This is a genomic window from Caballeronia sp. GACF4 (genome assembly GCF_023631025.1).
Lineage (GTDB): Bacteria > Pseudomonadota > Gammaproteobacteria > Burkholderiales > Burkholderiaceae > Caballeronia.
Map to the genome: position 1 here is coordinate 1 of NZ_JALQDW010000022.1, position 26,250 is coordinate 26,250.

Below are 26,250 nucleotides of genomic sequence, written 5' to 3' on the forward strand. Positions count from 1 at the left end.
CAAGTCGCTCGGCGGCCCGCCACGGTTTGAGCAGTCCGTCGACCACTGACTGAATCACTTTGAATCGGTCCAACTCGTGCATCGACATGGTAATCGTGTCCGTTGCAGCCATCGCGGTCTCCTGCGCCGAAGCATCGGCGCGGGGTAAGCTTAGGCGGCTCGAAGCGGACATTTGAATCTGGCTAAAAGCAATGGGATGGACTCCTCCTCACCCCGCGGGAACAGGGCGCATGATTGCAGTTGTCTTCAACCGGTCAATCAGGAGGAACACAAGATGGACATCATTCGCGTCGGGATCGATCTCGCAAAAAATGTCTTTCAAGTTCACGGCGTGGATCGACGCGAGAAGACGGTCTGGCGTCGCAAGCTTGCACGCGATGAATGGCTGGATATCCTGCGCAAAACGGTTCCCCTGCATGCACAGATCGGAATGGAGGCGTGTGGCGGGGCTCACTATTGGGCACGGCGTCTCCAGATGCTTGGATATACGGTCAAGCTTATCGCTCCGCAGTTCGTGAAGCCGTACGTCAAGAGCAATAAGAACGACGCTAACGATGCTGAAGCTATCTGTGAAGCGATAAGTCGGCCTGGCATGCGTTTCGTCTCCGTCAAGACGGTCGGGCAACAAGACGTGCAGGCAGCTCACCGGGTGCGCACTGGACTGATGGAGCAACGAACCGCGAAAGCAAACCAGATTCGTGGCTTGGCCTCCGAGTACGGTCTCGTGGCTCCCAAACAGATACTTCAGCTACGACGCGCAGTTCCTGTTTGGCTCGAAGATACCAACTGCGGTCTGAGTGATCGTTTCCGTCGACTGCTCACGGGGATCTGGGAAGACCTGCGCTCACTGGACGATCGGATAGCACAACTAGACCGCGAAATCACTGCCATCGCGGCATCTGATCCCGTAGCGGTGCGTCTGCAGCAGTTGCGTGGCGTCGGTCCGATGGTCGCCACGGCCTTGTTGGCCGCAGTGGGCGATGCCAGGCAATTTGCCAATGGACGACAGATGGCTGCATCGCTGGGGTTGACGCCCAAGCAGAACAGTTCAGGCGGCAAGGAACGGCTTCTCGGAATCAGTAAGAGAGGCGATTCTTATGTGCGTTGCCTCTTGATTCACGGCGCTCGAGCGATGATCCAGATGGCCAAACGCAGGACTGATGCGCTAAGTCTCTGGGTCATGCGTATTGCGGCAAGCCGGCATCCCAACGTTGCCGCGGTCGCCTTGGCGAACAAGACTACGAGGATCGCGTGGGCGATGATCACACGGCAAACAGATTACCAGCCAAGGCTGGCTGCGCAGTAAAGTCGTTCGCGACTAGCGATACCTTCTTTAAGATTGCAAAACAAGCCGCATGATGGCCAACAGGTCGAACCGGCGCTGATCGAACCTGCTAATGTCCGGGGCTTCGAGCCCGTAAAAGCGATTGGGAATCAGCGCGCGAATAGCCCATCAGGGTCCGCTGCCTCATTGAGGCGCAGCTTCATGAGACCGGATATACGTGAGCGATCGATACTAGGGCTGACACGCGGAGTGTTTGCAAACGAGGAGGAGTCCATATACGGACATTACAATCTAGCCGCTACAATTCATATAATCGATAAATTGCCTTATGTAAAATTGACTCTCAATTGTTTTGGATGTGGCCGGTCAACGCAGCCGACCATCGCGGCTCTTCGCAATCTGCTCCCGCCTGCGAGCGAGCCGCTTATTCTCCTGACATCCGCCGTTCTGTGCTTCGGCAACGGTGACTACACCCGTAATTGCGCCGTTCAGATTCACGTGCACATTACCTTCCACGACACACGTCCAATAGCGTTGTCCCCGACACAACGGCCACCGACGATAACGTCGTGCGTGGAGCATCCGTTTTGCTGCTTTCGCCTTGCTTTAACTGCGCTTTGGGCGCAGCGAGCTGTTCGAATCCCATTGCGTGTGCCTTGCCTCAGTCTGGTAATTTTACCAGTCGCATTCAAAAATCGCCGCCGCCAGTCCGCGGCCTCACCACCGTCACCGCTTTGGCGACATCTCTCGGCACTTCATGCCTAACTCTCGATGCTCTCCGCTGCATCTCAAAAATTTATCGAGGTCCGGGTCCGGGTCATCGCGCTCGAGCAAGCCTCCACTGACGGCGACACTTCCACCAGATCTATCGCGCCGCGTGTGCCGCACCAAGATATGTACCGCCTGCAGCCCAGCCGGACCAAAGCTGGACAGATGTTGCAGATGTTGCATTACAACGAATCGAATCCGCGAGGTCTCTCCGCCTCCGATGAGGCAGATCCCTGGTGGCCGGAGGTTAAACACCGTCAATTAGACCGGCGCGGCAGTCTTTAGCGGCGAGGCTTGGACATGCACTGCCGCCCCCCGGCCTAAGGCGCGAGGGCGTCTTTTCAGCAGACGCGAGCCGCTAATCGAGGGGTGTTTAAGGCCCCGGACCGGACAAGGCCGACCCACTTCAACCTGAAACGGCGCGCATCGGTTGTGAAGGGTAAAAATGATCGCGCGTAGCGGTTTTGGGTGTGGAAGCGGATTTCTAACTCTTGACCTTTCACGCCCACCTTGCCTTCATACCTTTGCAGGGTTGGGGGGCGCGACTAGCCCCCGAAACATGAAGCGGCAAAGCCTCGGTTAGACGCACGGAATCGGCCTGGCTGACGGCACCATTCGTGCTAAATCAAATGGAAACAGCCAGGAGGTCATTATGTGCTACGGAGATCCGGCCGCAATGCTGTCAGCCTTGTTGGAGGCGCACCCGCTGGAGCCAAATCAGAACGGGCATACGCTTGAAGACGATTTCGAGCACTTTTGCGCGTATTCCGGGCTGAGCGAAAAGGCTGTCGGCCCGATCGCGTTTGCCTGGGCCAAACTGGCGTATTTCAACGGGACGGGGCCGCGCCCTGCCCTGCAACACGGGCTAACCTATGACGCCTTCATGTCCCAGCTGGGAATGCTGCTGCGTGACGAGCCAGCCGGCAGGGTGGCGCTGCTGACCGATTATGCAATCGCATGGTGGAGCGGGCGGGAAATCGTCTTTGCGTATCTCCGAGACGAAGATCCAGGCCAGGTCGACGAGGAATTCAACCTCGACGACTGCCATTGGGAGGAATGGAAACCACGCCTGATCGCTTGGCTGGCAAAGCCGGTCTTTGTCGACCGGCCGCAGGTCGCGGAATGGCGCAGCGATGCTCCGCCTTTCGACGCGCCGTGACGATACCGAACCTTGAGCAGGGGACCTTCGCCCTTTGTCCTAAGCGTAGGTTTCATTTCGTCGTTCCGTTTACTAATCTCCTTCTAGCGCCTGAAATATTGAAAATAAGACTTCCAGGAGCGGTCTGGGCAGTTTGGTCTCGACGGACGGCCGAAGCTCGACCGTCAAGGTGGAATGTGGAATCGCTACGGAAATCCTATGGCTAAGGAGAGTTCGAAGTCGACAATCTTGGTCGCCATCATCGGCGCCATTGCCACCATCGTGGCGGCCGTCATTGGATGGATGAGCCACTCCGCAGAGCCGTCTGCGCAGAACAGCGGGGCACACACCACAACGATTACTGGAAACAATAATTCGACCGTCACTGGGAATGACAACTCGACGATTTCCAACAGCCCGGGGGCCACCATCGGCGAAGTTCTCAGCCCTTTCGACACACAGAACGCCGTGATGATCGGGACGGGTTATGGGACTTATATCATGGGCGATCCGCCTTCCTGGATGCATAAAGACAATGTTGCCTGGTTCATGATTGGCTTCTCGAACTCCTCGCACAGAGAACTGAAAAACGTATCGTTTTCCATGTTCACCAATAAAAATCTGGATGAAAAGCCCGCCTTATATTTCACTGCCGACGCAGTCAATACTCACGATTACGAACAGAAGAAATTCATCTTTGACGAAAACCGTCCGTTACCTCAATCGGTGACTCTGTGCGTGAGTTTCGATGGCGAGACGCCACAGCAATATATCAATATTGTGCATTATGCCGTTCGGCGCGATTCGCCGCCCGGTCACCTACCCGCAGCCATAAACTACTCATATAAATTCGTCGGAAAATATACTATTTTCACGTCCGATCGCCCGAACGATTGTGCCCGCAAAGGTGAAACCCACGACGTGGACCTTTCGAAATCGAGGTTTTATTATTGAAGGGCGGCCCCTGTTTAGGCGCAAGGAACGGCTATTCAGGGATGATTTTCTTCACCTCGGTCTCCGCTACCTGATACAGCCCGGCCGCCTCGTATTGACGGACGGATGTCACCAGCTGCTTGGCCCGCTCTACTCGATCCTTTCGCCACTGCGCTTCCATATAGCCGACGCCCAGATTATTGATCATTGTGTACAGATAGCCGGCGACGTTGTACGCGCCGTAGTAGTTCAGGCCCGCGGCGTATTTCTCCAGGCTGAACGAGTCGAAGACATAGCCGTTCGTGGCGTTCCAAAATTTAAGCAGGCGGACCGCCGGCTTGAATCGATAGTGTTCGGCGGCATTCTTGGCCGTGATCGTCGCATTGAAATCGTACGGATCGGTGTCTTGCCACAGGTTCGGCCCGTTCGGGATCTGGAAGCCTCCCCATGGGTAGCGGGACAGTGCCGGAACCAGGTCGAATTTGATGTGGTTCAACTGCAAAACGATCGATGGCGACGACTGCTTGATGTCGGAGCTTGAGTAGTGGAAGTCGGCAAACCGCTTGAGCCGGTCGAGGTAGGTTTGCGGCGTATAACCGGAATCGGAAAACACCACCATATAGTCGATGTCGGAATGCTCATCCATCGATCGCGGCAGAATCGTCGCCCGCGTCGACGAGCCGAAGCGGAACTGCTTGCTGATGTTCGTTCCGAAATAGCTGGTCAGCCGGTTGCCGATCGTTTGGATCGAAATGTTGATCGAGGCTTCCTCCAGCGCCGATAGAACCGCTTGATTGGCGCGGCCGTCCAGATATGAGATGACGGACATTATTTGGCTTCTGCGTCGACGTTATGGGTGGCCTCACCATCTTCAATCCCTGCACGGGCGCGATCGAAATCGCGCCGGGCGCATAGCGGGCTGGCCTGGTTAAGCTCGTTCCTGCGTTTGGTGAATTCGTCCATGCTGGCGATCGCCGCCTGGTCGTCGCAGGCATAGTCCAGCCGGATTTGCCGGAACACACGCGCGTCGTTCCGCAGCGCCAGATATTGGTCGCCGGCGGCTTTGTGCGCTGCGGCCCGCTCCGATGGTTTGAGAAACGTCATCAGCGCCGTCAGGAGCGCGGCCAGCATCGCCAGACCGCCTGCAATGTCGCCATGGCTCTTCATGAACGTTGCGCCGGCGACGACACCGAGGATGGTCGACGGGACGCCCAGCCAGAAGTTATAGGTGCCCCACCGCTCGCCGGCGTTGTACTGCTTTTTGCCGGAGTGGGTGCAATCTTCTTCGATGCGCTGCAGCTCGGCGCGGATAGCTTCTTTCGTCTTGTTTTCAGGTGTCATGGCTTGCTCGCCGCGCGGTCCAGTATGGGACCGCTCCAGGCGAAGCAATCGTATGGGGAAAAACGCCCGGCATCAACTGCCAGACAGAAGAAGCCAGGCCGGACACGGTTCTAGTGCCCGCTGTGGATGGCGAAAGGATAAGTAAAAAGGCGATAGGAAATAAAAATGTTAAGCACGAGCGGCAAGACGACGAAAATCAAGAATTTTCCTCCTTTGTATTCCTTGCACTTTTTATCCAGCTGCTCAGCCGAACAATAGGTATATTTAATGCGACACGACGCCGGCAATGACAGCATGACATGAAAGTAGCCGTGGCGTCATCCGCGACGAAACACGAGCTCAACGTATATCTCGACCTTGCGGGTATCACCGATCTTCTCGATGCCTCGACTTCGTCCGATGACGCCGAAGCGTCCAAGCCGGCGCCTGATATCTTCAATGCCGTGTTGAAAAAGCTCGTTGTCGCAGGCTCCGACGCCATTGCTGTCGGCGACAGCCCTTACGATGCGCAGGCCGCGCGCGCGGCGGGGATGGGCTGCATCGGCTTCCTTTCGGGCGGTTTCACCGAGTCAAGCCTTCGCGATGCAGGCTGTCACGCGATCTATCCCGGCCCAGGCGCAATGCTCGCCTACTTCAAGCTAGCCGGCCCTTCGTCGAACCTGGCAGATCGCCCGCCAGAGCCGCCGAGTGAGCGTGTTCAATAAAATATCCACGGCAGGCGCGCCCGTCCCCCGGCCACGTTCATTGCTCGGCTCCGGGCAACTCGCTGCGGTCTCGGCCTCATTCCGATGCAGCGGCTGTCCGACTCTTGCTTGTCAAGCGTGTGGAGGCATGAAGCGCGGCGAAATAAATAATCGAATGTTCTTAGTGCTCATTGCCAGAGAAGGCGAGGTCCAATCGTGAGAAATCTTTGCTCTTTTCTCGTAGCGTGTTGCTGTTGCTTCGCTGTCAGCGTCTACGCAGAACAGGACGCGGCGCCCACAAATGCGGCGGCTAGCTCGGCAACTCCGTCGAGTCCGCATTCCGACCATGCGCTCGCTATCGCGGTTCGACGCGCTCTTGGCAAGTCACAAGGCTTCAACGTTTCGGGGGCGCTGGTAAAGGCGCGAAACGGCGTTGTGACGCTAAGCGGCTCAGTACGCAGCGGCGATCAAATCGCGCGCGCCGGCGAAATCGCGAAGTCAGTTCAAGGCGTCCGAGAGGTGAATAACAAACTAGTGCTCTTCCACGGTGGTAACGGCTAACACTGCCAGCTGCCGATGTGGCAGGGTCTTCTTTTCGCCGCCGGTGTTTCGCGACGGCGCCGACAGGCAGGGGGACCCTTGCTAAGGCTTGCCGTCCGCTGGGGCTGCCCGCTCGAGCTTACGCCGGCTGGTGCTGCGTCCCGCGCGCGGTCGAAATTCCGGAGTCGGCCAAAACGAGACACTCGCAGACAGGCACAGCGGGACAAACAAACGTCTGAATTTCCGCTAAAGCGGTCATGGAGACTACCGCACTGCTTGCTACTCATCTGTCTACGCCGCCGATACTCGCATGATCGAAATATGCAGTGGTTGAGCGAGGAATAATGCACCGGCCGACGATCAAAGTGCGGAGAAAGCGCTCATGGCAGGCCTTCGCGAAGCGGCGGCGTCATGGCGTCGCGATGCTGAAAGCGCAGTGCCGCGATAAGCTCACGGAGTAAGGCGAGTGCGGCCAAATAAACAAAGGACTCACGCCGCGTCAGGCTACAAAGTCTTCAGAATGCGCGAACACGCACAACGCGTTCGCTTCAATTAAATACGATATTCAGCGAAGACACCGCTCAATCGAGCGTTGCTGCTGGACGCGTTCTTTCGCGCGTCTGATGGCTTCGTCGAAGGACGGTTCGGTCGCCACGTGGCGGTTGTCGACGGTGACGAACCATCGGTCGTGCGCCTGGCACCAGCGCACGCGCCGGTCCTGCATGAGCAGTGAGAACCAGCGCCAGACTTCGGCGTCATCGGCGTTCGCGCCGGCGGCCGCCATGACGCGTCGGCCATGCAACGATTGAGACATCGGCAACATACGGTTTTCTCTCAATTTGGATCGCATCAAGATCAATGCTTCGACGACCCAAGCGGTCGGCAATGGACATCAGAGCGGAGATGAACACGAACAGCTGCGTGAATAGACGCCGCCGTCGTTACGCACCACATGCGCTTGTTCGCCGCGCGCGGGCGTCCATACGAAGGCGAGCGCCGAGATCACCGCGCCCGCGAGCGCATGCTTCAGGACGGCACGTCGGCTGTACTGAAGAGGTTCGTCGCTACGCGGTTTGTCGTCTTCCAATCCTTCTCCTTTGCATGATGCAGGGCCCCGGAACACGCTCGGGGATCGCAAGGGTTGTAGGGGACTTAGAAACGATGACGCAGCGACAGCCGCAGCGCGAACTGGTGGTTGCTCGCCGAGGGCGTCTGCCCGTTGATGGCCGCGACGGCGGACTGGCCGTACGAATCGATGCCGCTTGCGCGCTGGTACACGCCGATCGCATAGAGATCGGTGCGCTTTGACAGCAGGTAATCGGCGCCTATGCCGACCTGATTGTAATGCGCTGCGACGCGATCATTGGCGCCGCTGGAACGCACATACTCGTACACCGCGCCACCGAGCAGCGAGGGCGTTGCCTGAAGCGTATAGCTCGCCTCGACCGTGTCGAACTTGCCGGTGCCGCCATAGCGAAGCGTGTTCGGGCCGTCGCCGGCTTCGAGATGCTTGAACTGCACATTGTTGTAGTTCAGCGCGACCGACGATGCTCCGAACTTGTACGATGCGCCTGTCGCGATGACTTGATAGGTCTGCGCCGAGCTATAGCCGCCGAAGATCGGATTCGACTGTGCGGCCGTCGCCGAGCCGAATGAGCCCATGTTGTTGCTGGTCGCTGCGGTGCCGGACGAGGGATTGGTGCCAAAGAACGAATAGTTCGGATCCCGCGCGTTCAGGTAAGCCGCGCCGATCGACAACGGTCCGCGCGAGAAGCCGACGCCTAGCGAGTAGACCTGATTGCGTCCGGCGCTGCCCGCCACGCCGCCCAGGCTGTAGACGCCGCCGAACGAGAAGCCGCCGTAGTCCTTGCTGCGGAACTTGACCGAGTTGTTGACGCGCCGGGTGTTGCCCTGATTGTCGATGTCGCCCGGCTGGCTGGCCGGATAGCCGCCCCACATCGCGACGGTCGAGTACGGCTGCACGAAGTCCACCACCGAGTCGTACTGGCGGCCGGCGGTCGCTGTGCCGTAGGGCGTGGTCAGTCCGACGAACGCCTGCCTTCCAAATTCCGCGCCGCCCTGGCCGAGCGTGCCGCTCTGGATGTTGAAGCCGTTTTCCAGCGTGGCGATGGCCCCATATCCGCCGCCCAGATCTTCCTTCACGCGCATGCCCCAGCGGCTGCCGCTGATGCCGCCCGAGCCGCCGTCCTGCATGCTGAACTGCGACGCGCCCTTGAGCGCGCCATTCGCGCGTCCGGTCTGCGCGTTGCTGGTGTAGTTGATGCCGACATCGATGACGCCATAGAGCGTGACACTGCTTTGCGCGGCGCAGGGAACCGCGACGGCGAACGAAGAGAGGGTTGCCCCTGCTAACAAGCATCTTTTCATTATGTATGTCTATCCGGTTGCTTTTCGATGATCGCGGGGAACGAGAATGAAGCGAGAGGTGAGTGTCGTGTTTCTCGTTGGTCCCGCGCGCTAAGCCGGCCGGCTGACCGGGCTGGAAGCGACTATCCGGAAACGCGAAACCAGCGTCAAACTACGAATAATCACTAAGTCTTGTGGTTTCTTCATCCTGAGGCGCGGACGAACGAAGGCGCCGGGGCATCCTGTCCCGGCGCCTTCGATTACCACTAACGCTGGCTTTCGCCCAGCAGCGCCTCGCGCGCACGCGCAAGCCGCGCCGCCGCTTCGCCTATCTCCCCTATATCCGGCGCAGCGAACGAAAGACGGAATGCGGCGGCATCGGTTTGATCGGCATAGAAGGCCTTGCCCGGCACGAACAGCACCTTCTGCTCGATCGCATGCTTCAGCAGTTCCGATGAATCCGTCCCGTCCATGCGCGCCCAGACAAACATGCCGCCTTCCGGCCGCTGGAATTGCAGCGCGCCCGCGAGCTGCACATCGAGTGCATCGCACAAGGCCTCGCACTTACGCCGATACTGCTCCGCGATGCCCGGCAGGTGTTCCCTCAGCGCGCCCTGTGCGAGATACGTGGCGGCAATCGCCTGCATCCACGGCGCGCTGCACAGATCGGCAGTCTGCTTGGCGACGGTGCAGCGCCGCACGATGTCCGCGGGCGCGACGGTCCAGCCAATCCGAATCCCCGGCGCCACCACCTTCGACAGACTGCCGAAGTACACGACGCGCTCACGTCCGCCGTCGATGTCCTGCGCCACCTTCAGCAGCGAAGGCAAGGCTTCCCCTGCAAAACGCAGGTCGGCATAAGGTTCATCTTCAACGATGATGAAGCCATGCTTCACCGCCAGTTCGACAAGCGCCTTGCGACGTTCGAGCGACAGCGTCGCGCCTGTCGGATTGGCGAACGTTGGCACGGTGTAGAGCAGCTTCGGACGTCCCGTCTCGCCGCTTTCGAGCATCGCCGCGAGCCGTGCGACATCCAGCCCTTGCGCATCCACCGGCACCGTCACGATGCGCGCCTGCTGCATCTTCAGCGCCTGCAACGTGGCGGGATACGCGGGCTGCTCGGTGAGCACGGCATCGCCGGGGGCGACCAGCACGCGCAGCAACAGATCGAAGCCCTGTTGCGAGCCGGTCGTGACCATCAATTGATCCGCAGGCACCGTCACGCCGCGTTGCTGCATGAGCTGCGCGAGTGCGTCCTTGAGCTCGGGCAGGCCATCGGTGGGACCGTATTGCAGGCAGCGCGCAGGCTGCGTCCACGCCTGAGCGGCGGCGCGCTGCAAGCCGTCGGTATCGAACAGATCGCTCGCCGGATAGCCGCCCGCGAGCGAGATCATCCCCGGCTCGCCGAGATACTTGAACAACTCGCGGATCGGCGAGCCGCCGGGGTTCCGGAACGGCTCAGTGAAGTCGTACATCATGATGGCTCCGGAACGCGCGCCTTACTCGATCGAAAAGTCGATGCCCTGAGCCAGCGGCAACGCGGACGAATAGTTGACCGTGTTGGTGGCGCGGCGCATGTAGCCCTTCCATGCGTCGGAGCCGGACTCGCGGCCGCCGCCGGTTTCCTTCTCGCCGCCGAACGCGCCGCCGATCTCCGCGCCGCTCGGCCCGATGTTCACGTTGGCAATGCCGCAATCGCTGCCCGAATCCGAGAGGAAACGCTCGGCCTCGCGCAGATCGGTCGTGAACACGCACGACGAAAGACCATGCGACGCCGCATTGTTCGCTTCGATCGCCTCGCTGAATTCGCGGTACTTCATCACGTAGAGAATCGGCGCGAAGGTTTCCTTCAGCATCACCGCGGTCTGCAACGGCATCTCGACGATGGCCGGACGCACGTAGTAACCGTTCTCGCGGCCCGCCACGACATGACGCTCGCCGCCCGTCACCGTGCCGCCTTCGTCCTTCGCCTGTGCAAGCGCGGCCTGCATGCGCTCGAACGATTGCGCGTCGATCAGCGGGCCCATCAGCGTGCCGGCCATGAGCGGATCGCCGATGGCGACCTTGCTGTAAAGCGTCTTCAGACGCGCGACGGTCTGCTCATACACGCTTTCGTGCACGAACAGGCGGCGCAGCGTCGTGCAGCGCTGGCCCGCTGTGCCGACCGCCGAGAACAGGATCCCGCGCAGCGCGAGTTCGCTGTCGGCGGTGCCGGTCACGATGCCCGCGTTGTTGCCGCCGAGTTCGAGGATCGAGCGGCCGAAGCGCTTCGCCACTTCGATGCCAACCGTGCGGCCCATCTCCGTGCTGCCCGTCGCGCTGACGACCGACGAGCGCGGGTCCGCGACGAGTTGCGCACCGATCTCGCGGCCGCCGTTGATGACGCAGGTGAGGCCCTTGGGTGCATCGCCGAATTCGGCGAGCGCGTCTTCGAGAATGCGGTCCACGGCAAGCGCCGTCAGCGGCGTCTTCTCCGACGGCTTCCAGATCACGGCATTGCCGCACACGAGCGCGAGCGCCGCGTTCCACGACCACACGGCCGCCGGGAAGTTGAACGCCGAGATCACGGTGCAGACGCCGAGCGGATGCCACGATTCCGCCATGCGATGGCCGGGACGCTCCGACGCGATGGTCAGGCCGTACAGCTGCCGCGAGAGACCGACCGCGAAGTCGCAGATGTCGATCATTTCCTGCACTTCGCCCATGCCTTCCTGAAGAATCTTGCCGGTCTCCAGGGTGATGATGCGTCCGAGCGCTTCCTTCTTCTCGCGCAGCTTGTCGCCGAGCAGGCGCACGAGTTCGCCGCGGCGCGGCGCGGGCACGTTGCGCCAGGCTTCGCTGGCGGTCTTCGCGGCGGCGAGCGCGGCATCGGCTTGCGCTTGCGTGTGGCTCTTCACATGGCCGACAACGGCGCCGTCGATCGGCGAGCGCACGACGATATCGCCTTCTTCGGCCAGACGCGCGATGCCCAGATCGGAAAGAATGGTGGAAGCTTTCAAGGATGGATCTCCAGTGGAACTGGCCCGATTGTGCGAGTGCGCGCAACCGGGCTCAAGCGAGTTAATTGCATGACTTGATGCGCTTCACGCATCAAGCGAAGTGAGTTCGCGCTGTGGCGCGGGCTTGCGCGTGCCGTGTTGCAGCGCGCGTTGCAGCAGTTGCGCGACATGCAGCGTGTGCCGTTGCGCGCCGTGCGCGATCTGCTCGCGGCAACTGAAGCCGTTGGTGACGATCAGCGTGTCCTGCTGCGCCGCGCGCACGAGCGGCAACAGCTTGTCTTCGCCGATCTTCATCGAAAGCTCGTAATGGTCCGCGTTGAAGCCGAACGAACCGGCCATGCCGCAGCAGCCGGTATCGAGCAGCTTCCAGCGCACGCCGAGTCGACCGAGCAGCGCGGTTTCCTTCTTCATGCCGAACAGCGCCTTCTGGTGACAATGACCGTGCAGCAGCACGTCGGCGTCGAGTGTCGGCCAGTCGAAGTCGGCATCGGCGACGAAGTCCGAGAACATGAAGGTCTGGCGCGCCAGTTGATGCGCGAGCGGATCATCGGGAAGCTGCTTGACCAGTTCGTCACGGAACACCGACAGGCAGCCCGGCTCCAGACCGACCAGCGGCGTGCCCGCGCGGATCTCGTCGGCGAAGGTGTCGAGCACTTCGCGCAGCATCGCGCGCGCTTCGTCGAGCAAGCCGTAGTCGTACAGCGGACGGCCGCAGCACAGACGCTTCTTCGGCAGCACGACCTCATAGCCCAGCGCGGCCAGCACGTCGCTTGCGGCGTGCGCCACATCCGGCGTGAAGTGGTCGTTGAAGGTATCGACCCAGAAGAGCACCTTGCGCGTCGGCTTCGCGGCATTGCGATGGCCCTGCGCCGCCGCCGTCGCACGGAAGGTGCGCGGCGCGAACACCGGCAACGCGCGATCCTTCGCCACGCCGGCGATCCATTTGCTCACCGGCGCAAGCGGCCGGAACGAAGCCGCGAGATTGGCGAGCCACGGCGCGCGCGCGGCAAACGGCGCCCACTGCCCGATGCGCCCCATGAACCACGCCTGACGCGGACGCCGCCTGCGGGCATAGTGATGCGACAGGAATTCGGCCTTGTACGAGGCCATGTCGGTATGCGTCGGACAGTCGCTGCGGCAGCCCTTGCACGCAAGACACGTGTCCAGCGCTTCCTTGACTTCGACGCTGTCCCAGCCGTCCTTGATGACGTCGCCCTGCAGCATCTCCCACAGCAGATGCGCACGACCGCGCGTCGACTGGCGTTCCTCGCGGCTGCCGCGAAAGCTCGGGCACATGGTGCCGCCATCGAGCGAGCGGCACTTGCCCATGCCGATGCACCGCTCCACCGCGCGCTGCATGCCGTCGCCTTCGGGACTGCGGAAGGTGAGCTTCGTCTGCAACTGCACGGGCTTGTACGCGGGGCCCATGCGCAGGTTTTCGTCGGCGCGATAGGCGTTCACGACCTTGCCCGGATTCAGGCGCTGCGCCGGGTCCCAGATGGCCTTGAACTGCTCCATCGCCGAGATGATGTCGGGGCTGTACATGATCGGCAGGAACTCGGCCTTGGCCTGGCCGTCGCCATGTTCGCCCGACAGCGAGCCGCCGAATTCCACGACCAGTTCCGCCGCCTCGCGCAGGAAACGCCGCCACACCAGCACGCCTTCCGCGCTGCGCAGATTGAAGGTGATGCGCGCGTGCACGCAGCCATCGCCGAAATGGCCGTACAGGCAGGTCTCGTAGCCATGACGGTCCACAAGCGCCTGGAAGCGCCGCAGATAATCGCCGAGGCGCAGCGGATCCACCGCCGCATCCTCCCAGCCGATGATCGGGTCTGGCTTCGACGGATCCACCGACAACGCCACCGCCGACGCACCCGTCTCGCGGATCGACCAGATCAGCGCCTGCTTCGCCTTCTCCTCGACGACGAAACCGGTCACACCCTCGCCACCCGCGCCGGACAGGAAGAACGCGCGCGCTTCTTCGGCCTGCGCGCGAGCTTCGGCGGGCGTATCGGCGCCGAATTCGAGCACGACCCACGCGTCGCCTTCCGGCAGCAGCGCGATTTCATCGGTCTTGAGCCCACGCGCCTGCAGGCCGCGAATGATGCCGCGATCCAGCCCTTCGATAGCGATGGGACCAAAGCGCTCGAAATGCGCGACGCCATCCGCCGCGACGAAGATATCCGCGAAGCCGAGCACGAGGATCACGCGGCTCGCCGGACTGTGCACGAGCCGCACCTTCGCGCGCAGCGTCACCGCGCACGTGCCTTCCGTGCCCACTAGCGCCCGCGCGACGTTGAAGCCGTTCTCCGGCAGCAGTTGATCGAGATTGAAGCCGGACACGCGGCGGCGGATCTGCGGAAACTCGCGGCGAACTGCGTCGGCATAGCGGTCGCGCAGATCGCGCAACTGCCGATAGATCTCGCCCTGCCGCCCGCCATCCGCGATGATGCGGTCGAGTTCATCGGGCGACGTCGGACCGGTCCAGAAGCGCGCGCCGTCATACGTGAGCACTTCCAGCGCTACGACGTTCTCGGCGGTCTTGCCCGCCATCACCGAATGCGCGCCGCACGAGTTGTTGGCGATCATGCCGCCGAGCGTGCAGCGGCTGTGTGTCGCCGGGTCAGGGCCGAACGTCAGGCCATGCGCGCCCGCCGCATCGCGCAGGGTGTCGCAGATCACGCCCGGCTCGACGATCGCCGTGCGCGCTTCGGGATCGATCGACACGACCCGGTTCACGTACTTGCTCGCGTCGGCCACCACCGCGACGTTCACGCACTGTCCGTTCTGCGACGTGCCGCCGCCGCGCGTCAGGAACGGCACGTCATGCTGACGGCACAGTTCGAGCGCGCGCGCGAGGTCATCGACATCGCGCGGCACCACGACGCCCAGCGGCACCTGCCGGTAATTGGACGCATCCGACGCATAGAGCGCCTTCGCGCCGGCACCGAAGCGCACTTCGCCGCGCAACGCGGCCGCGAGGCCGCGCTGCAGCGACTGCAACTGGGCGGCATCCGCCGCATACGGTTGCGCGCTCACCTTACTTCGCCGCGCCGGCCGTCATCTTGAAGATGCCTTGCGCATTGCCGGCATCGAAGCGCAGGTCGGTGACCCAGGCGCGGGCCGCACGGTCGAACTCGCGCTTGCGCGTGATGAATTCGTAGAACGAGCCCGGCACCTTGCGCGTGACCGTGTCGCCATTGGCGGTGCGGAACATGCGCTCGACCGTGTCCGCGCGATACGCCGTCTGGAACACGCGTCCGGAACGCGAGCGTTCGACTTCGGGCTTCATCGGACGGCCCTTGGCCTTTTCGTCGTCGGAGAGCTGGAACACGTCGGCGACGCGGTCTGTGGCGTGATTGAAGCCGTTGCCCTCGGTGGCGATCCACGCCATTTCCGCCGATTCCGCCAGCAGCAGTTCATAGTCGGTCAGCATGGGCAGGTCGTGCTGACGCTCGAATGCGCCGACGATCACCGGCAGCAGCTGGTGCGCCGCGTCGAGCGGCAGCGAGCCGTCGCGCTCTAGTTCCGACAGTTGCGCCACCGCCAGCGGCGTGAGCGGATCGCGCGATGCGCCCACCACGTTCGTCACGGCCTGCTGGAAGGTCTCCGAGAAACGCTCGGGGTGCAGTTCGCTCACGAAGAACTGCGCGATCTCGTCGGGCGCGTCTTCATGGGCATAGGAACGGCCGGTCATGCCGAGCTTGTCGAGCGGATAGCGCCCGTTCAGCCGGAAGCCGAGCGGCCGGAGAATGCGGGTGAACGCGGCTTCGCCCGGCGGCAGGCCGCCGTTCTGCGGCCAGCGCACGGTGCGCAGCGCCCCGTGGTCGAAATATACGGAGCCGCCGTTGGCGATGGTTTCATCGGTATAAGTACGGCCGTTCGGCGAACGCGCGAGCAGGCCTTCGAAGAGCGCCATGTTCATCGCCTGGGCGAGTTCGGCGCGCGTGACGGTGCCGGGTTCCCAGTCGTTCAGGATCGAGGGGGCGTTCAGGGTCTTGAAGAGCAAGCCCGTCTTCTCGGAGCCGAGCAGACGCTCAAGCAGGCTTTCGATATTCGTATTTCGCATGGTCGCCTGGTGTCGCGGTTGGACGTTGGCTGCCGGCCTTCACGCACGGTGGCGGAGCCGCAACGGCAAGGTCGCATTATTTTTAATCGTTGTGCCGCGCGTAAAGCGAGATTAAATTGTGACTTGATGAGTGTTTGGAATCACCATGCGCAAGTTCAAGATCCCCAACATGGGCGCGCTGCTCGCCTTCGAAGCCGCCGCGCGCCATGAGAGCTTCACGCACGCGGCCAAGGAACTGTTCCTCACGGAGAGCGCGATCTCCCGTCAGATCGCCACGCTCGAATCCAATCTCGGCGTGCGCCTGTTCGTGCGCGCCAAGCAGCGCGTGGTGCTGACGCGCGCGGGCCGCATCTACGGCACGCAGGTGCGGCGTTCGCTCGAACAGCTGGACCGCGACACGCTCTCCATCATCGCGCACGGAAGCGGCGGCGGTTATCTGGAGCTGGCCGTGCTGCCTACGTTCGCATCGCAGTGGCTGATTCCGCGCATCGGCCATTTCTACGCATGCACGCCGGACGTGCGCGTCAACATGGGCGTGCGCACGGATGCGTTCTCTTTTGCCGAGTCGCACTTCGAAGCCGCCATTCACTATGGCAAGCCCACCTGGCCCGGCACCACGGCGGACTATCTGTTCGGCGAGGAAGTGGTGCCGGTGTGCAAGGCGTCGCTGCTGGAGCGGCCGATCGGGCACGTGCATGAACTGCTCGCGTATCCGCTGCTGCACTCCACCACGCGGCCGGACGACTGGACCCGCTGGTTCGCGAGCCTCGGCGTGGAAGACGCGAGCACCATGCACGGCATGCGCTACGAGCTGCACACCATGGCGATCAGCGCGGCCGCGGCAGGCCTGGGCGTCGCGCTCGTGCCGAAGTTCCTGGTGAGCGGGCAGCTCGAACAGTTCGGGCTGATCGTGCCGTTCGAGGCGAGCATCAAGGCCGACTCTGCTTACTACCTCGTCTATCCGACCGAACTCAGCCATGGCAAGCCGCTGGAGAAGTTCCGCGAATGGCTGCTGAAGCAGGCCAGCGATTACACCGCCGACGACGACTGCAAGCCCGCGAGGTCTTGAGCATTTCGCATCATGTGGTGCTTTTATCTCGTTTGGCGAAGCGTCACGTCTGACCGATCATGAGCGCACGCTGGCAAGGCGCGTCGAATGCGTTGAATGCGTCGATGAGGCGCGGCGAGCCGCCAGACCATTGCTCCTGCGGCGCCGCGCGTGCTCTGCCTGTCCGCGCGGCGCCCGTTTTCGCACCGCGGGGACCCACATGGCAAACGACCAAAAGAAACCTTCCACCGCTTCGCGCCGCGACTTCATTCGACTCGGCGTAGCCGGCGCGGCCGGACTTGCGATGCCCGCCATCTGGACCTCCGCGAAAGCCGCTTCGAAGCGCCTCGTGGTGCGCGACTCGGGCGGCGTCTACACCGACATCTACACCCGCACGCTGTACAAGCCGTTCCAGCAGGCGACAGGCATTGAAGTCGTGGGCGTCGCCTCGGGCGCTGAACCGACCGCGCAGATCAAGAGCATCGTCGAGACGGGCGCGAAGACGTGGGACATGGCCGAGCTGAGCTTCCCGGCCGTGTATCTTCTGTCGCGCAAGGACAAGGTCTATCTGGAGCCTGTCAATCTCGACGGCAACGCAGCCGTCGCGAAGATTCCCGCGCAGTTCCGCGACCAGTATGCGATCGGCCACAACGTCTACACGACGGTGATGACCTATCGCTCGGACGCCTTCAAGGGCGGCAAGACGCCCGCTTCCTGGGCCGACCTGTGGGATGCCAAGGCGTTCCCGGGCCGCCGCGCGCTGCGCAAGTTCCCGTTCGACACCATCGAAGAAGCGCTGATGGCCGCCGGCACGCCGCCAAGCAGCGTCTATCCGTGCGATCTGGACAAGGCGTTCAAGAGCCTCGACCGCGTGAAGCCGAACATCGACATCTGGTGGACCACGGGCGCGCAGTGCGAGCAGTTGCTCAAGTCGGGCGAAGTGGCGATGGCATCGAGCTGGCTGGCGCGCGTGCTGCCCGCCATCGATGCAGGCGCGCCGCTCGCGATTGCCTGGGACGGTCACATCTACGGTCCGCAAGGGTTCGGCATAATGAAGGGCGGCGACAATGTCGATGCCTGCCGCCAGTTCGTCGCGTTCTGCGCGGACCCGAAGCGCCAGGCGGAAGTCGCGAGCGCGCTGGCGGTCGGGCCGACGCATCCGGACGCGTTCCAGTACATTGATGCGAAGCGCGCGAAGAACCTGCCGACCTTCCCGGACAATCTGAAGCGCGGCGTGCGTATCGACCCGTCGTACTGGCCGGCGCATCAGGATGTCGCGATCGAGCGTTTCAACGACTGGGTGCTGCGCTAACCCTCGTCGAACCATCACGATGCAATGAGTCTTTTCTATTCTTCAACGCAGGGCTTCGCCAACGTCGCCGACTACCGTGAGGCCGCGCGACGGCGGCTGGCGAAGATCGCCTTCGACTATCTCGACGGCGGCGCCGAAGACGGCCATACGCTGGCGCGCAACCGCGCCGCGTTCACCGATGTGCATTTCGCCCCGCGCGCGATGGTGGACGTCTCGCACGTCTCGCCGGCCGCACAGTTGTTCGGCTACGCGTCCGCCGCGCCGATGGTCGTCGGGCCGACCGGACTGAACGGCATGTTCTGGCCCAAGGCCGATGAAACGCTGGCCCGCGCTGCTGCCGCGCGCGGCGTGCCGTTCGCGCTGTCGAGCGCGTCCACGTCGTTGCTCGAAGACGTGCGCGCCGCTGCGCCGGACGGCGAGCTGTGGATGCAGCTGTACGTGCAGAAGGATCGCCGGATCGCCGAGAGCATCATGCGGCGCGCGTCGGAAGCCGGCTACACGACGCTGCTCGTCACGGTGGACACGCCCGTGCATGGCCGCCGCGATCACGATATTCACAACAACTACCGCCTGCCGCTGCCGATCACGCCAAAGCTGATCCTCGATCTGCTGCGGCATCCGCACTGGGCGTTGCAGATGGCGCGCCAGGGCACGCCGCAACTCGTCAACCTCGCGCGCAGTCTCGGCGAAGCGCCCGATTTGCAACGTCAGGCGGCCGCGCTGGCGCGCCAGATGGATCTGTCGCTGGCGTGGTCGGACATCGCGTGGCTGCGCAAGCACTGGAACGGGCCGCTGCTCGTCAAGGGCATCCTGACCGTCGATGACGCGCGTCTCGCGCAGCAGCACGGCGCGGATGGCATCGTGCTGTCGAATCACGGCGGCCGCCAGCTGGAAGGCGCGCATGCGCCGCTCGACGTGCTGCCCGCCGTGGCCGATGCGGTCGGCGATGCGCTGCATGTCTACCTCGATTCGGGCGTGCGGCGCGGCGCCGACGTGGTCAAGGCCGTGGCGCTCGGCGCGCGCGGCGTGCTGCTCGGCCGCGCGCCGCTGTATGGCCTCGCGGCACGCGGCGATGCGGGCGTCGCGCACGTGCTGTCGCTGCTGTTCGATGAAATCGTGACGACCATGACGCTGCTCGGCAGCCCCGGCATCGACACGCTGCCCGAGCGCATCTCGGGCGCGCGGCCCGGCACTGCGGCTGCGACCGGCAAACCCAACGTCACTGTCATACCCAAGCTGGTCCAATCATGAATCTGATCGAATCGCTGCTGCATATCGTGGGGCCGAAGGGCCTCGTGGACCTCGCCGACGCCGAACCGATGCTCACCGACTGGCGCGGCCGCTATCACGGGAAGGCGCACGCCGTGGTCAAGCCCGCGGACACCGCGCAGGTCGCGCAGGTGATGCAACTGTGCGCGGAGCTTGGCGTGAGCGTGGTGCCGCAAGGCGGCAACACCGGCCTCGTGGGCGGCGCGACGCCGTCCGAAGCGGGCGACAGCATCATCATCAGCCTCGCGCGCATGAGCAAGATCCGCGAGATCGACACGCGCAACGACACGCTCACCGTCGAAGCCGGCTGCACGCTGCAACAGATCCAGGAAACGGCGGCGTCGGTGGACCGGCTGTTTCCGCTGTCGCTCGCGAGCGAAGGCTCGTGCCAGATCGGCGGCAATATCTCGACCAACGCGGGCGGCACCGCCGTGCTGCGCTACGGCAACATGCGCGCGCTGGTGCTCGGCCTCGAAGCGGTACTGCCGGACGGCCGCGTCTGGGACGGCCTGCGCGGCCTGCGCAAGGACAACACCGGCTACGACATGAAGCAGATGTTCATCGGCGCAGAAGGCACGCTCGGCGTGGTGACCGCTGCCGTGCTCAAGCTGTTCCCCGCGCTGCGTTCGCATGCCACGGCATGGGTCGCGCTCGATTCCGCCGATGCCGCAATCGAACTGCTGTCGCGTTGCCGCGCCACCTGCGGCGACGCGCTGACTTCGTTTGAACTGATGTCGCGCAGCCAGCTCGACGTGGTCTATCAGGAAGTGCCCGACACGCGCGATCCGCTCGACGGCCAGTCGCCGTGGGTGCTGATGATCGAACTCGCCGATGCCGCGCACGACGCGCCGTTGCAGGCGATGCTCGAAGACGTGATCGGCGCGGCGCTCGAGGAAGGCATCGCGCTGGATGCCGCGCTGCCCGCGAGCGAAGCGCAGGCCGCGGCGTTGTGGCATATCCGGCATATCGTGTCCGAGGCCAACGTGCGCTTCGGTACGAGCGTCACGCACGATATTTCGTTGCCCATCTCGCGGATTCCCGCGTGCCTCGCGCAGACCGAAGTCAGGCTGAACGAAGCGGGACTGGTGGAAGGCGCGCGCTTTCTCTATGTCGGGCACGTGGGCGACGGCAACATTCACTCGATCGTGCTGTTCCCGCATTCGGTATGGGCGAAGGTCGAGGACCGCGACGCTCGCGTCGATGCGATCGGCAAGATCGTCAACGACGCCGCCGTGGAGTTCGGCGGCAGCATCAGCGCGGAGCATGGCATCGGCCGCGCGCATCGCGATGAACTCTCGCACTACAAGAGCGTGGTTGAACTTGACATGATGCGCGCCGTGAAGCGCGCGCTCGATCCGGATGGCCGGATGAATCCCGGCAAGCTGCTCTGACGCGCGCTGCTGTTCAAGGCTTTCACAGGACTCTCACCGATGACACTCGAAGTCTCCGCCCTCAAGGGCATGTACCCCGCTTTCCCGACGCCGTTCACGGCGGATGGCGCAATCGATACGGAACGTCTGCATGCACTGGTCGATACGCTGATCGCCGATGGCGCGACCGGCCTCGTGCCGGTGGGCGGCACCGGCGAATATACGGCGCTCTCGCCGGCTGAACGCACGCTGGTCGTGCGCGCGACCGTGGAAGCGGCGCGTGGCCGCGTGCCGGTGGTCGCGGGCGTGGTGTCGCCGGGCTATGCGGAAGCGCTCGATGCCGGCCAGGCTTTCGTCGATGCGGGCGCGGCGGCGCTGCTGCTGGTTACGCCGTTCTACGTCACGCCGAGCGACGCCGGCGTGAGAGCATATTTCCAGCGCTATCGCGATGCGGCGGGCGTGCCGCTGCTGCTGTACGACATCCCGGCGCGCACGCGTTATGCAACGCCGCCCGCCACCATCGCCTCGATGGCGAAGGAAGATGGCACGATCATCGGCATGAAGGCGTGCAACACGGATCTCAATGCGTTCGCGCGGACGGTTGCGCTGGCGGGCAAGGACATGGCGATCCTCAGCGGCGACGACCTGCTGTACGTGCATCACGTGCTGCTGGGCGCGGTGGGCGGCATTCTGACGTCGGCGAGTTTGTTGCCGAAGGCGTGGGCGCGGATTCATGCGAGTGCCGCAAATGGTGATGCGGCGACCGCGCTGCGTGAACATGCAATGCTTGCACCGATGCTCGATGCGATCTTCAGCGAGACCAATCCGGGTCCGGCGAAGAAGGCGTTTGAACTGCTCGGCGATGGCTTGGGGCCGGTGAGGTTGCCGCTCGTGGAACCGGCGGCGGCGACGGTGGCGCGGATGAAGGAGGCGCTGGCGGGGTTGCCGAAAGGGTGGTTGCCGTAAGCGCATCAATCTGACACGCTCCAAATAAAACGGGCCCGGTTCATCGAACCGGGCCCGTTGCCTTTACTGCTGGTGCAAGACGCGGCGCTCAAGCCGCCCGCTTCTTCCCCGCCTCCAGCGCCGGAAACTCCGCCACGAGTTCCGCGAACACCGCATGCACGATCTCCACGCCCGCCGCGACATCCCCGCGCGCCGCCAGACGCTCGAACATCTGATGCTTCAAAAAGAAGCGCCAGCCGATCGACACCGACTCCAGGTATTCGCACAGCACCGCATAGCGCTCGCGCGTCCACACGGCTTCATGCGCGCGACGGTTCGGACCGTAGTCGAAGAAGCCATCGTCAAGCTTCCGCTCCGTGCCCATCCCGGCACGCAGCGCAGCGGTAGCCTGCACATCCAGGGCGCCATTCGCGATCACCACGCCATACAACTCACGAGCCTGCTGCGCCGACACATGACCACGTCGGACATCGCGTTCCACTGCTTCGGCCGCACGCAGCGTCGGCGCGCCGTAACCGCCGCCGCCATTGCCTTCGAGCCGGATCACATCGCCCGGCTCGCAGGCCACCAGGTCCGTATTGCCGAGCACTTGCTCGCGCGCCGTGCCCGGATTGCGCTTGAACACCGACGTGCGCCCCGCCATGCCGCCCTTGATGCCCCACGAGCCAAACAGCGTGCGGTCGCGATTGCGCGCCGTGATCAGCGTGTTCGGTGCGAAGACCTTGAACTCCATCGCGATGGCCAACCCGCCGCGATACTGACCCGCCCCGCCGCTGTCGCCGACGAGGCCGTATTCGAGAATACGGATCGGCACTTCGGCTTCGTTGATCTCCACCGGCGTGTTGCGCAGGAACGCCATGTTCGCGCCTGACGCATCCGAGCCGTCGCCGGCCGATGCACCGCCCGCACCGCCCATCACCGGACCCAGCGAAGCCATGATGGTGCGGCCCGCCGTGTCGGTGGTCTTGACGTTGAGCAGACACACGCTCGACGCCGGACACGCCGGCATGCGCTCCGGCAGCGCCTGCGCGAACGCGCCGAACACCGCCGCCTGCACGACCACGCACGTCAGCGTACGCATGCCCACTGCGGCGGGCGGCACCGGATTCAGCACGCTGCCGAGCGGCATCTCGCAGGTCGCGATACGCAACATCCCCGCGTTGAGCAGGATGTCCGGGTTCAGCGAATACAGCACGTAATTGAGCGCGACCAGCAACAACGCGTGGCGCGGATGATTCCCGGTCGGCACATTCATCGACGACGTCAGTTGCGGATCGCTGCCGGAAAAGTCGAAGCCGAGCAGGCCGTCATCGACCGTCAGCGTCAGTGCAATGCGCATCGGCTTGCCGCCGACGGCGTCTTCATCGACGTAATCGGCGAAGAAGTACTTGCCATCCGGAATCGTGCGCGCCACCGCGCGCGCCTGACTCTCCGAGTAATCGAGCAACTGGCCAATGCCCGCCTTGAACGCCTCGACGCCAAAGCGCTCGACGATCTCGAGCACGCGCCGCTCGCCCGTCGTCAGACACGCGATCTGCGCCTTCAAGTCGCCGATGTTCTGATCCGGCGCGCGCACGTTTGCCATCATCCACGACAGCAGCGTCTCGTTGACCACGCCGCCGTCCACCACGCGCGTCGGCGGAAAGCGGATGCCTTCCTGATGGATCTCCGTCAGCGTGCGCGACAGCGATGCCGGCACGGCGCCGCCCATGTCGGTGTTATGAATGTGCCCCGACACGAAGCAGATGATCTCGCCTTCGTAGAACACCGGCTTCCACATTACCACGTCCGGCGTGTGCGTCGCCACGTAACCGCTGTACGGATCGTTGGTCATGCACACGTCGCCGGGCTTGTAGTCCGTGAACGAACGGATCACCGGACCGTAATCCAGACCGACATACCACGTCGCGCCAAAGGTGCGCGGCGACGCGAAGGTCAGGCCGTCCACGCTCGCCAGTGCACACGAGAAGTCCTCGGTTTCCTTCACGAAGGTCGAGTGCGCGGTACGCACCAGCGTATAAGCCATGCTCTCGGCCGCCGCGACGCAGTAGTTCGCGAAGATCTGCAGTTCCGATTTATCGAATTTCATGATCGGTCTTCAAAGTTGAGTTGCGCGATTCGTCAGAACCAGATTGCCGAACGGATCGACGGTGACCGAGAAGCCCGGCAGCACGCAGGTGGTTGCATCGTCTTGCGAGACCACTGCCGGGCCTTCGAACGCCTGGCCCGCGCGGAGATCGGCACGGCGATACAGCGGAATGCGGCGCGCTTCGTCGTCCATCCACACATCGATCTCGCGCACCGGCACCGGCGCCGCATCGCTCATCGCGATGCGTTCGAGCTCGGGCTTCGGCGTCGGCGATGAAATCACCAGCCGCAGCGCCACCAGCTGAATGCCCGCGTGATCGTCGCTGTGGCCATACAGGCGACGATGTTCGCGATGGAACGCTTCGCGCACTGCGGCGAGATCGCCGGACGCGATCGTGGCGGCATCGAGCGCCGTCTCGATCTCGAACGATTGCCCGCGATAGCGCATGTCCGCCGTCATGACGATCGACACGCCCTCCGAGTGACCGATCTGAGCCGTCATCCAGTCGCGCGCCTGCTTCTCCAGTTCGCGGGCATCGTTCGCGAGGAGCGCGAGCGTCGCCTCGTTCAGCTCGTAGTAGGTCGTCTTGACGAAGTCGTTCTTGATGTCCGCGATCAGTCCGCCCAGCGCGCTCAGCACGCCCGGCGTGACCGGCACGGTGACGTCCGGCATGTTCAGCGCGCGCGCCAGATAGCACGCGAGCATCGGGCCGGCGCCGCCGAACGGCAGCAGCGTGAAGGTGCGCGGGTCGATGCCGAAGCGCGACACGAGCCGGCTCGTGCCCGCATACATGCTCGACGTGGATACGCGGATGATGGCTTCCGCCGTCTGCTCGACGCTCTTGCCGAGCCGCCCGGCGAGCGTGCCGATTGCACGGCGCGCAGCCTCGCGGTCCAGCGACACCGAGTTGTAGCCGAGGTCCGATTGCCCGAGCACGCCCATCACGGCGAAGGCGTCGGTGATGGTGGGCTGTTCGCCGCCGCGTCCGTAGCAGACCGGACCCGGATTCGAACCCGCGCTGTGCGGGCCGACCTTCAACACGCCGAAGTCGTCCACCCACGCGATGGACCCGCCGCCGTCACCAATCGACGACACCGACACCGACGGAATATGAATCTGGAATTCGCCGATGTATTCGCCGGTCGCGTACTGCGGCTTGCCGTCGACGATCAGCGCGACGTCCGCCGTCGTGCCGCCGATATCGAGGCTCATGCAGTTGCGAATGCCGCACTGGTTCGCGATATACGCCGCGCCGATCACGCCCGACGCCGTGCCCGACAGGATCATCTGCGCGCAGTTGCTCTTGCCGTTCTCGGCGCTCATCACGCCGCCGTTCGACTTGGTCACCTTCAGTTCGGCGGGCACGCCGGCTTCAGCGAGCGCAGCTTGCAGGCGCGTCAGATAGTCCGCGACCTTCGGCTGCACATAGCCGCTGATGATCGCGGTGGAGGTGCGCTCGTATTCGCGGATGATTGGCCACACTTCATGCGAGCACGACACGAACAGCTCCGGATAGTGCTTCGCGATCAGCGCCTTCACGTCCTTTTCGTGCTGCGGATTGCGATACGAATGCAGCAGCGACACCACGACACCTTCGCAATCCGAGCGGCGAATGCCTTCGATGGCAGCAAGCACGCTGGCTTTGTCGATCGGCGCTTCCTCCCTGCCGTCCGCCGCAAGCCGGCCCTTCACGCCGAACACGCGGTCGCGCGGAATCAGCGGATCCGGCCGGCGCGACAGCAGGTGATACATGTCGGGGATCTTCAGGCGCGCAATGTCCAGTACGTCCTCGAACTTCTCCGTGGTGATGAGGGCGAGACGCAGGCCGCGCCGCTGCACCACCGCGTTGACGCCCACCGTCGTGCCGTGCGTGAAGTACGCGACATCGCGCGCCTCGATGCCATAGCGCTCGATCAACCCTGCCATGCCCGCCAGCACTTCGCTGCCGGGACTGTCGGGACGCGAGAACACCTTCAGCGTGCGGATACTGCGCGTGTCGTCGTCCAGCACCGCGAAATCGGTGAAGGAACCGCCGATATCGACTCCAATTCTCAGGCTCATGAACTCAATCCT

The 26,250-nt window shown here is 63.4% G+C and carries 21 protein-coding genes; 10 read left to right on the plus strand and 11 right to left on the minus strand.

The window, feature by feature from the left end; genetic code table 11:
- Window positions 1-274: 274 nt before the first annotated feature.
- From NCR40_RS21710 to NCR40_RS21720, 3 genes are all read left to right on the plus strand, one after another.
- Window positions 275-1,306: an IS110 family RNA-guided transposase gene (locus NCR40_RS21710; protein WP_250470253.1), complete on the plus strand. Its 1,032-nt coding sequence runs from the start codon at window positions 275-277 to the stop codon at window positions 1,304-1,306.
- Window positions 1,307-2,729: 1,423 nt separating this feature from the next.
- On the plus strand, window positions 2,730-3,212 hold the full coding sequence (locus tag NCR40_RS21715) for a hypothetical protein (protein WP_250510621.1): 483 nt from the start codon (window positions 2,730-2,732) through the stop codon (window positions 3,210-3,212).
- 198 nt (window positions 3,213-3,410) lie between these two features.
- Window positions 3,411-4,145, plus strand: coding sequence for a hypothetical protein (locus tag NCR40_RS21720; protein WP_250510622.1), 735 nt, complete (start codon window positions 3,411-3,413; stop codon window positions 4,143-4,145).
- A gap of 31 nt (window positions 4,146-4,176) precedes the next feature.
- On the opposite strand, the gene NCR40_RS21725 is transcribed toward NCR40_RS21720, so the two are convergent.
- Window positions 4,177-4,953: an SMODS domain-containing nucleotidyltransferase gene (locus tag NCR40_RS21725; protein ID WP_250510623.1), complete on the minus strand. Its 777-nt coding sequence runs from the start codon at window positions 4,951-4,953 to the stop codon at window positions 4,177-4,179.
- Entirely contained in the window at window positions 4,953-5,465 is a 513-nt protein-coding gene (locus NCR40_RS21730) for an SLATT domain-containing protein (RefSeq protein ID WP_250510624.1), read from the minus strand. Before NCR40_RS21730 ends, NCR40_RS21725 begins: the two co-directional genes overlap by 1 nt.
- A gap of 299 nt (window positions 5,466-5,764) precedes the next feature.
- Between NCR40_RS21730 and NCR40_RS21735 the strand changes: the two genes are divergently transcribed.
- Both NCR40_RS21735 and NCR40_RS21740 read left to right on the plus strand, forming a co-directional pair.
- Window positions 5,765-6,169 (plus strand): HAD family hydrolase, encoded by a 405-nt coding sequence (locus tag NCR40_RS21735; RefSeq protein WP_250510625.1) that lies wholly within the window; start codon window positions 5,765-5,767, stop codon window positions 6,167-6,169.
- A gap of 195 nt (window positions 6,170-6,364) precedes the next feature.
- Window positions 6,365-6,709 (plus strand): BON domain-containing protein, encoded by a 345-nt coding sequence (locus NCR40_RS21740; RefSeq protein ID WP_250510626.1) that lies wholly within the window; start codon window positions 6,365-6,367, stop codon window positions 6,707-6,709.
- Between the two features lie 544 nt (window positions 6,710-7,253).
- On the opposite strand, the gene NCR40_RS21745 is transcribed toward NCR40_RS21740, so the two are convergent.
- From NCR40_RS21745 to NCR40_RS21775, 7 genes are all read right to left on the minus strand, one after another.
- Window positions 7,254-7,502, minus strand: coding sequence for a hypothetical protein (locus tag NCR40_RS21745; protein ID WP_250510627.1), 249 nt, complete (start codon window positions 7,500-7,502; stop codon window positions 7,254-7,256).
- 78 nt (window positions 7,503-7,580) lie between these two features.
- Window positions 7,581-7,775: a hypothetical protein gene (locus tag NCR40_RS21750; protein WP_250510628.1), complete on the minus strand. Its 195-nt coding sequence runs from the start codon at window positions 7,773-7,775 to the stop codon at window positions 7,581-7,583.
- Between the two features lie 65 nt (window positions 7,776-7,840).
- Window positions 7,841-9,076, minus strand: a complete 1,236-nt coding sequence (locus NCR40_RS21755) for a porin (protein ID WP_250510629.1) — start codon at window positions 9,074-9,076, stop codon at window positions 7,841-7,843.
- Window positions 9,077-9,321: 245 nt separating this feature from the next.
- Window positions 9,322-10,530 carry an aminotransferase-like domain-containing protein gene (locus NCR40_RS21760; RefSeq protein WP_250510667.1) on the minus strand — a complete coding sequence of 403 codons (1,209 nt, stop codon included), beginning with the start codon at window positions 10,528-10,530 and terminating at the stop codon, window positions 9,322-9,324.
- A gap of 24 nt (window positions 10,531-10,554) precedes the next feature.
- Window positions 10,555-12,054 (minus strand): L-piperidine-6-carboxylate dehydrogenase, encoded by a 1,500-nt coding sequence (gene amaB / locus NCR40_RS21765; protein ID WP_250510630.1) that lies wholly within the window; start codon window positions 12,052-12,054, stop codon window positions 10,555-10,557.
- Between the two features lie 84 nt (window positions 12,055-12,138).
- The gene (locus NCR40_RS21770) at window positions 12,139-15,093 is read right to left on the minus strand and encodes an FAD-binding and (Fe-S)-binding domain-containing protein (protein ID WP_250510631.1); all 2,955 of its coding nucleotides are present in this window, start codon (window positions 15,091-15,093) and stop codon (window positions 12,139-12,141) included.
- Between the two features lies 1 nt (window position 15,094).
- Window positions 15,095-16,123, minus strand: coding sequence for a DUF1338 domain-containing protein (locus NCR40_RS21775; protein ID WP_250510632.1), 1,029 nt, complete (start codon window positions 16,121-16,123; stop codon window positions 15,095-15,097).
- Window positions 16,124-16,268: 145 nt separating this feature from the next.
- Between NCR40_RS21775 and NCR40_RS21780 the strand changes: the two genes are divergently transcribed.
- The 5 genes from NCR40_RS21780 to dapA all read left to right on the plus strand — a co-directional run bounded on the left by NCR40_RS21780 (window position 16,269) and on the right by dapA (window position 22,088).
- Window positions 16,269-17,192 (plus strand): LysR family transcriptional regulator, encoded by a 924-nt coding sequence (locus tag NCR40_RS21780; RefSeq protein WP_250510633.1) that lies wholly within the window; start codon window positions 16,269-16,271, stop codon window positions 17,190-17,192.
- A 199-nt stretch (window positions 17,193-17,391) separates the two neighbouring features.
- Window positions 17,392-18,483: an ABC transporter substrate-binding protein gene (locus tag NCR40_RS21785; RefSeq protein ID WP_250462503.1), complete on the plus strand. Its 1,092-nt coding sequence runs from the start codon at window positions 17,392-17,394 to the stop codon at window positions 18,481-18,483.
- A gap of 24 nt (window positions 18,484-18,507) precedes the next feature.
- On the plus strand, window positions 18,508-19,734 hold the full coding sequence (locus NCR40_RS21790; protein WP_250510634.1) for an alpha-hydroxy acid oxidase: 1,227 nt from the start codon (window positions 18,508-18,510) through the stop codon (window positions 19,732-19,734).
- A complete protein-coding gene (locus NCR40_RS21795; RefSeq protein WP_250510635.1) occupies window positions 19,731-21,143 on the plus strand; it encodes an FAD-binding oxidoreductase in 1,413 nt (470 codons plus the stop codon). The genes NCR40_RS21790 and NCR40_RS21795 overlap by 4 nt, the downstream gene beginning before the upstream one ends.
- A 39-nt stretch (window positions 21,144-21,182) precedes the next feature.
- Window positions 21,183-22,088 (plus strand): 4-hydroxy-tetrahydrodipicolinate synthase, encoded by a 906-nt coding sequence (dapA, locus tag NCR40_RS21800; RefSeq protein ID WP_250510636.1) that lies wholly within the window; start codon window positions 21,183-21,185, stop codon window positions 22,086-22,088.
- A gap of 88 nt (window positions 22,089-22,176) precedes the next feature.
- Here dapA and NCR40_RS21805 read toward each other — a convergent pair whose 3' ends face one another.
- Together NCR40_RS21805 and NCR40_RS21810 are read right to left on the minus strand one after the other, a co-directional pair.
- Window positions 22,177-24,177, minus strand: coding sequence for a hydantoinase B/oxoprolinase family protein (locus NCR40_RS21805; protein ID WP_250510637.1), 2,001 nt, complete (start codon window positions 24,175-24,177; stop codon window positions 22,177-22,179).
- A 9-nt stretch (window positions 24,178-24,186) separates the two neighbouring features.
- Window positions 24,187-26,238 (minus strand): hydantoinase/oxoprolinase family protein, encoded by a 2,052-nt coding sequence (locus NCR40_RS21810; protein ID WP_250510638.1) that lies wholly within the window; start codon window positions 26,236-26,238, stop codon window positions 24,187-24,189.
- Window positions 26,239-26,250 lie beyond the last annotated feature (12 nt).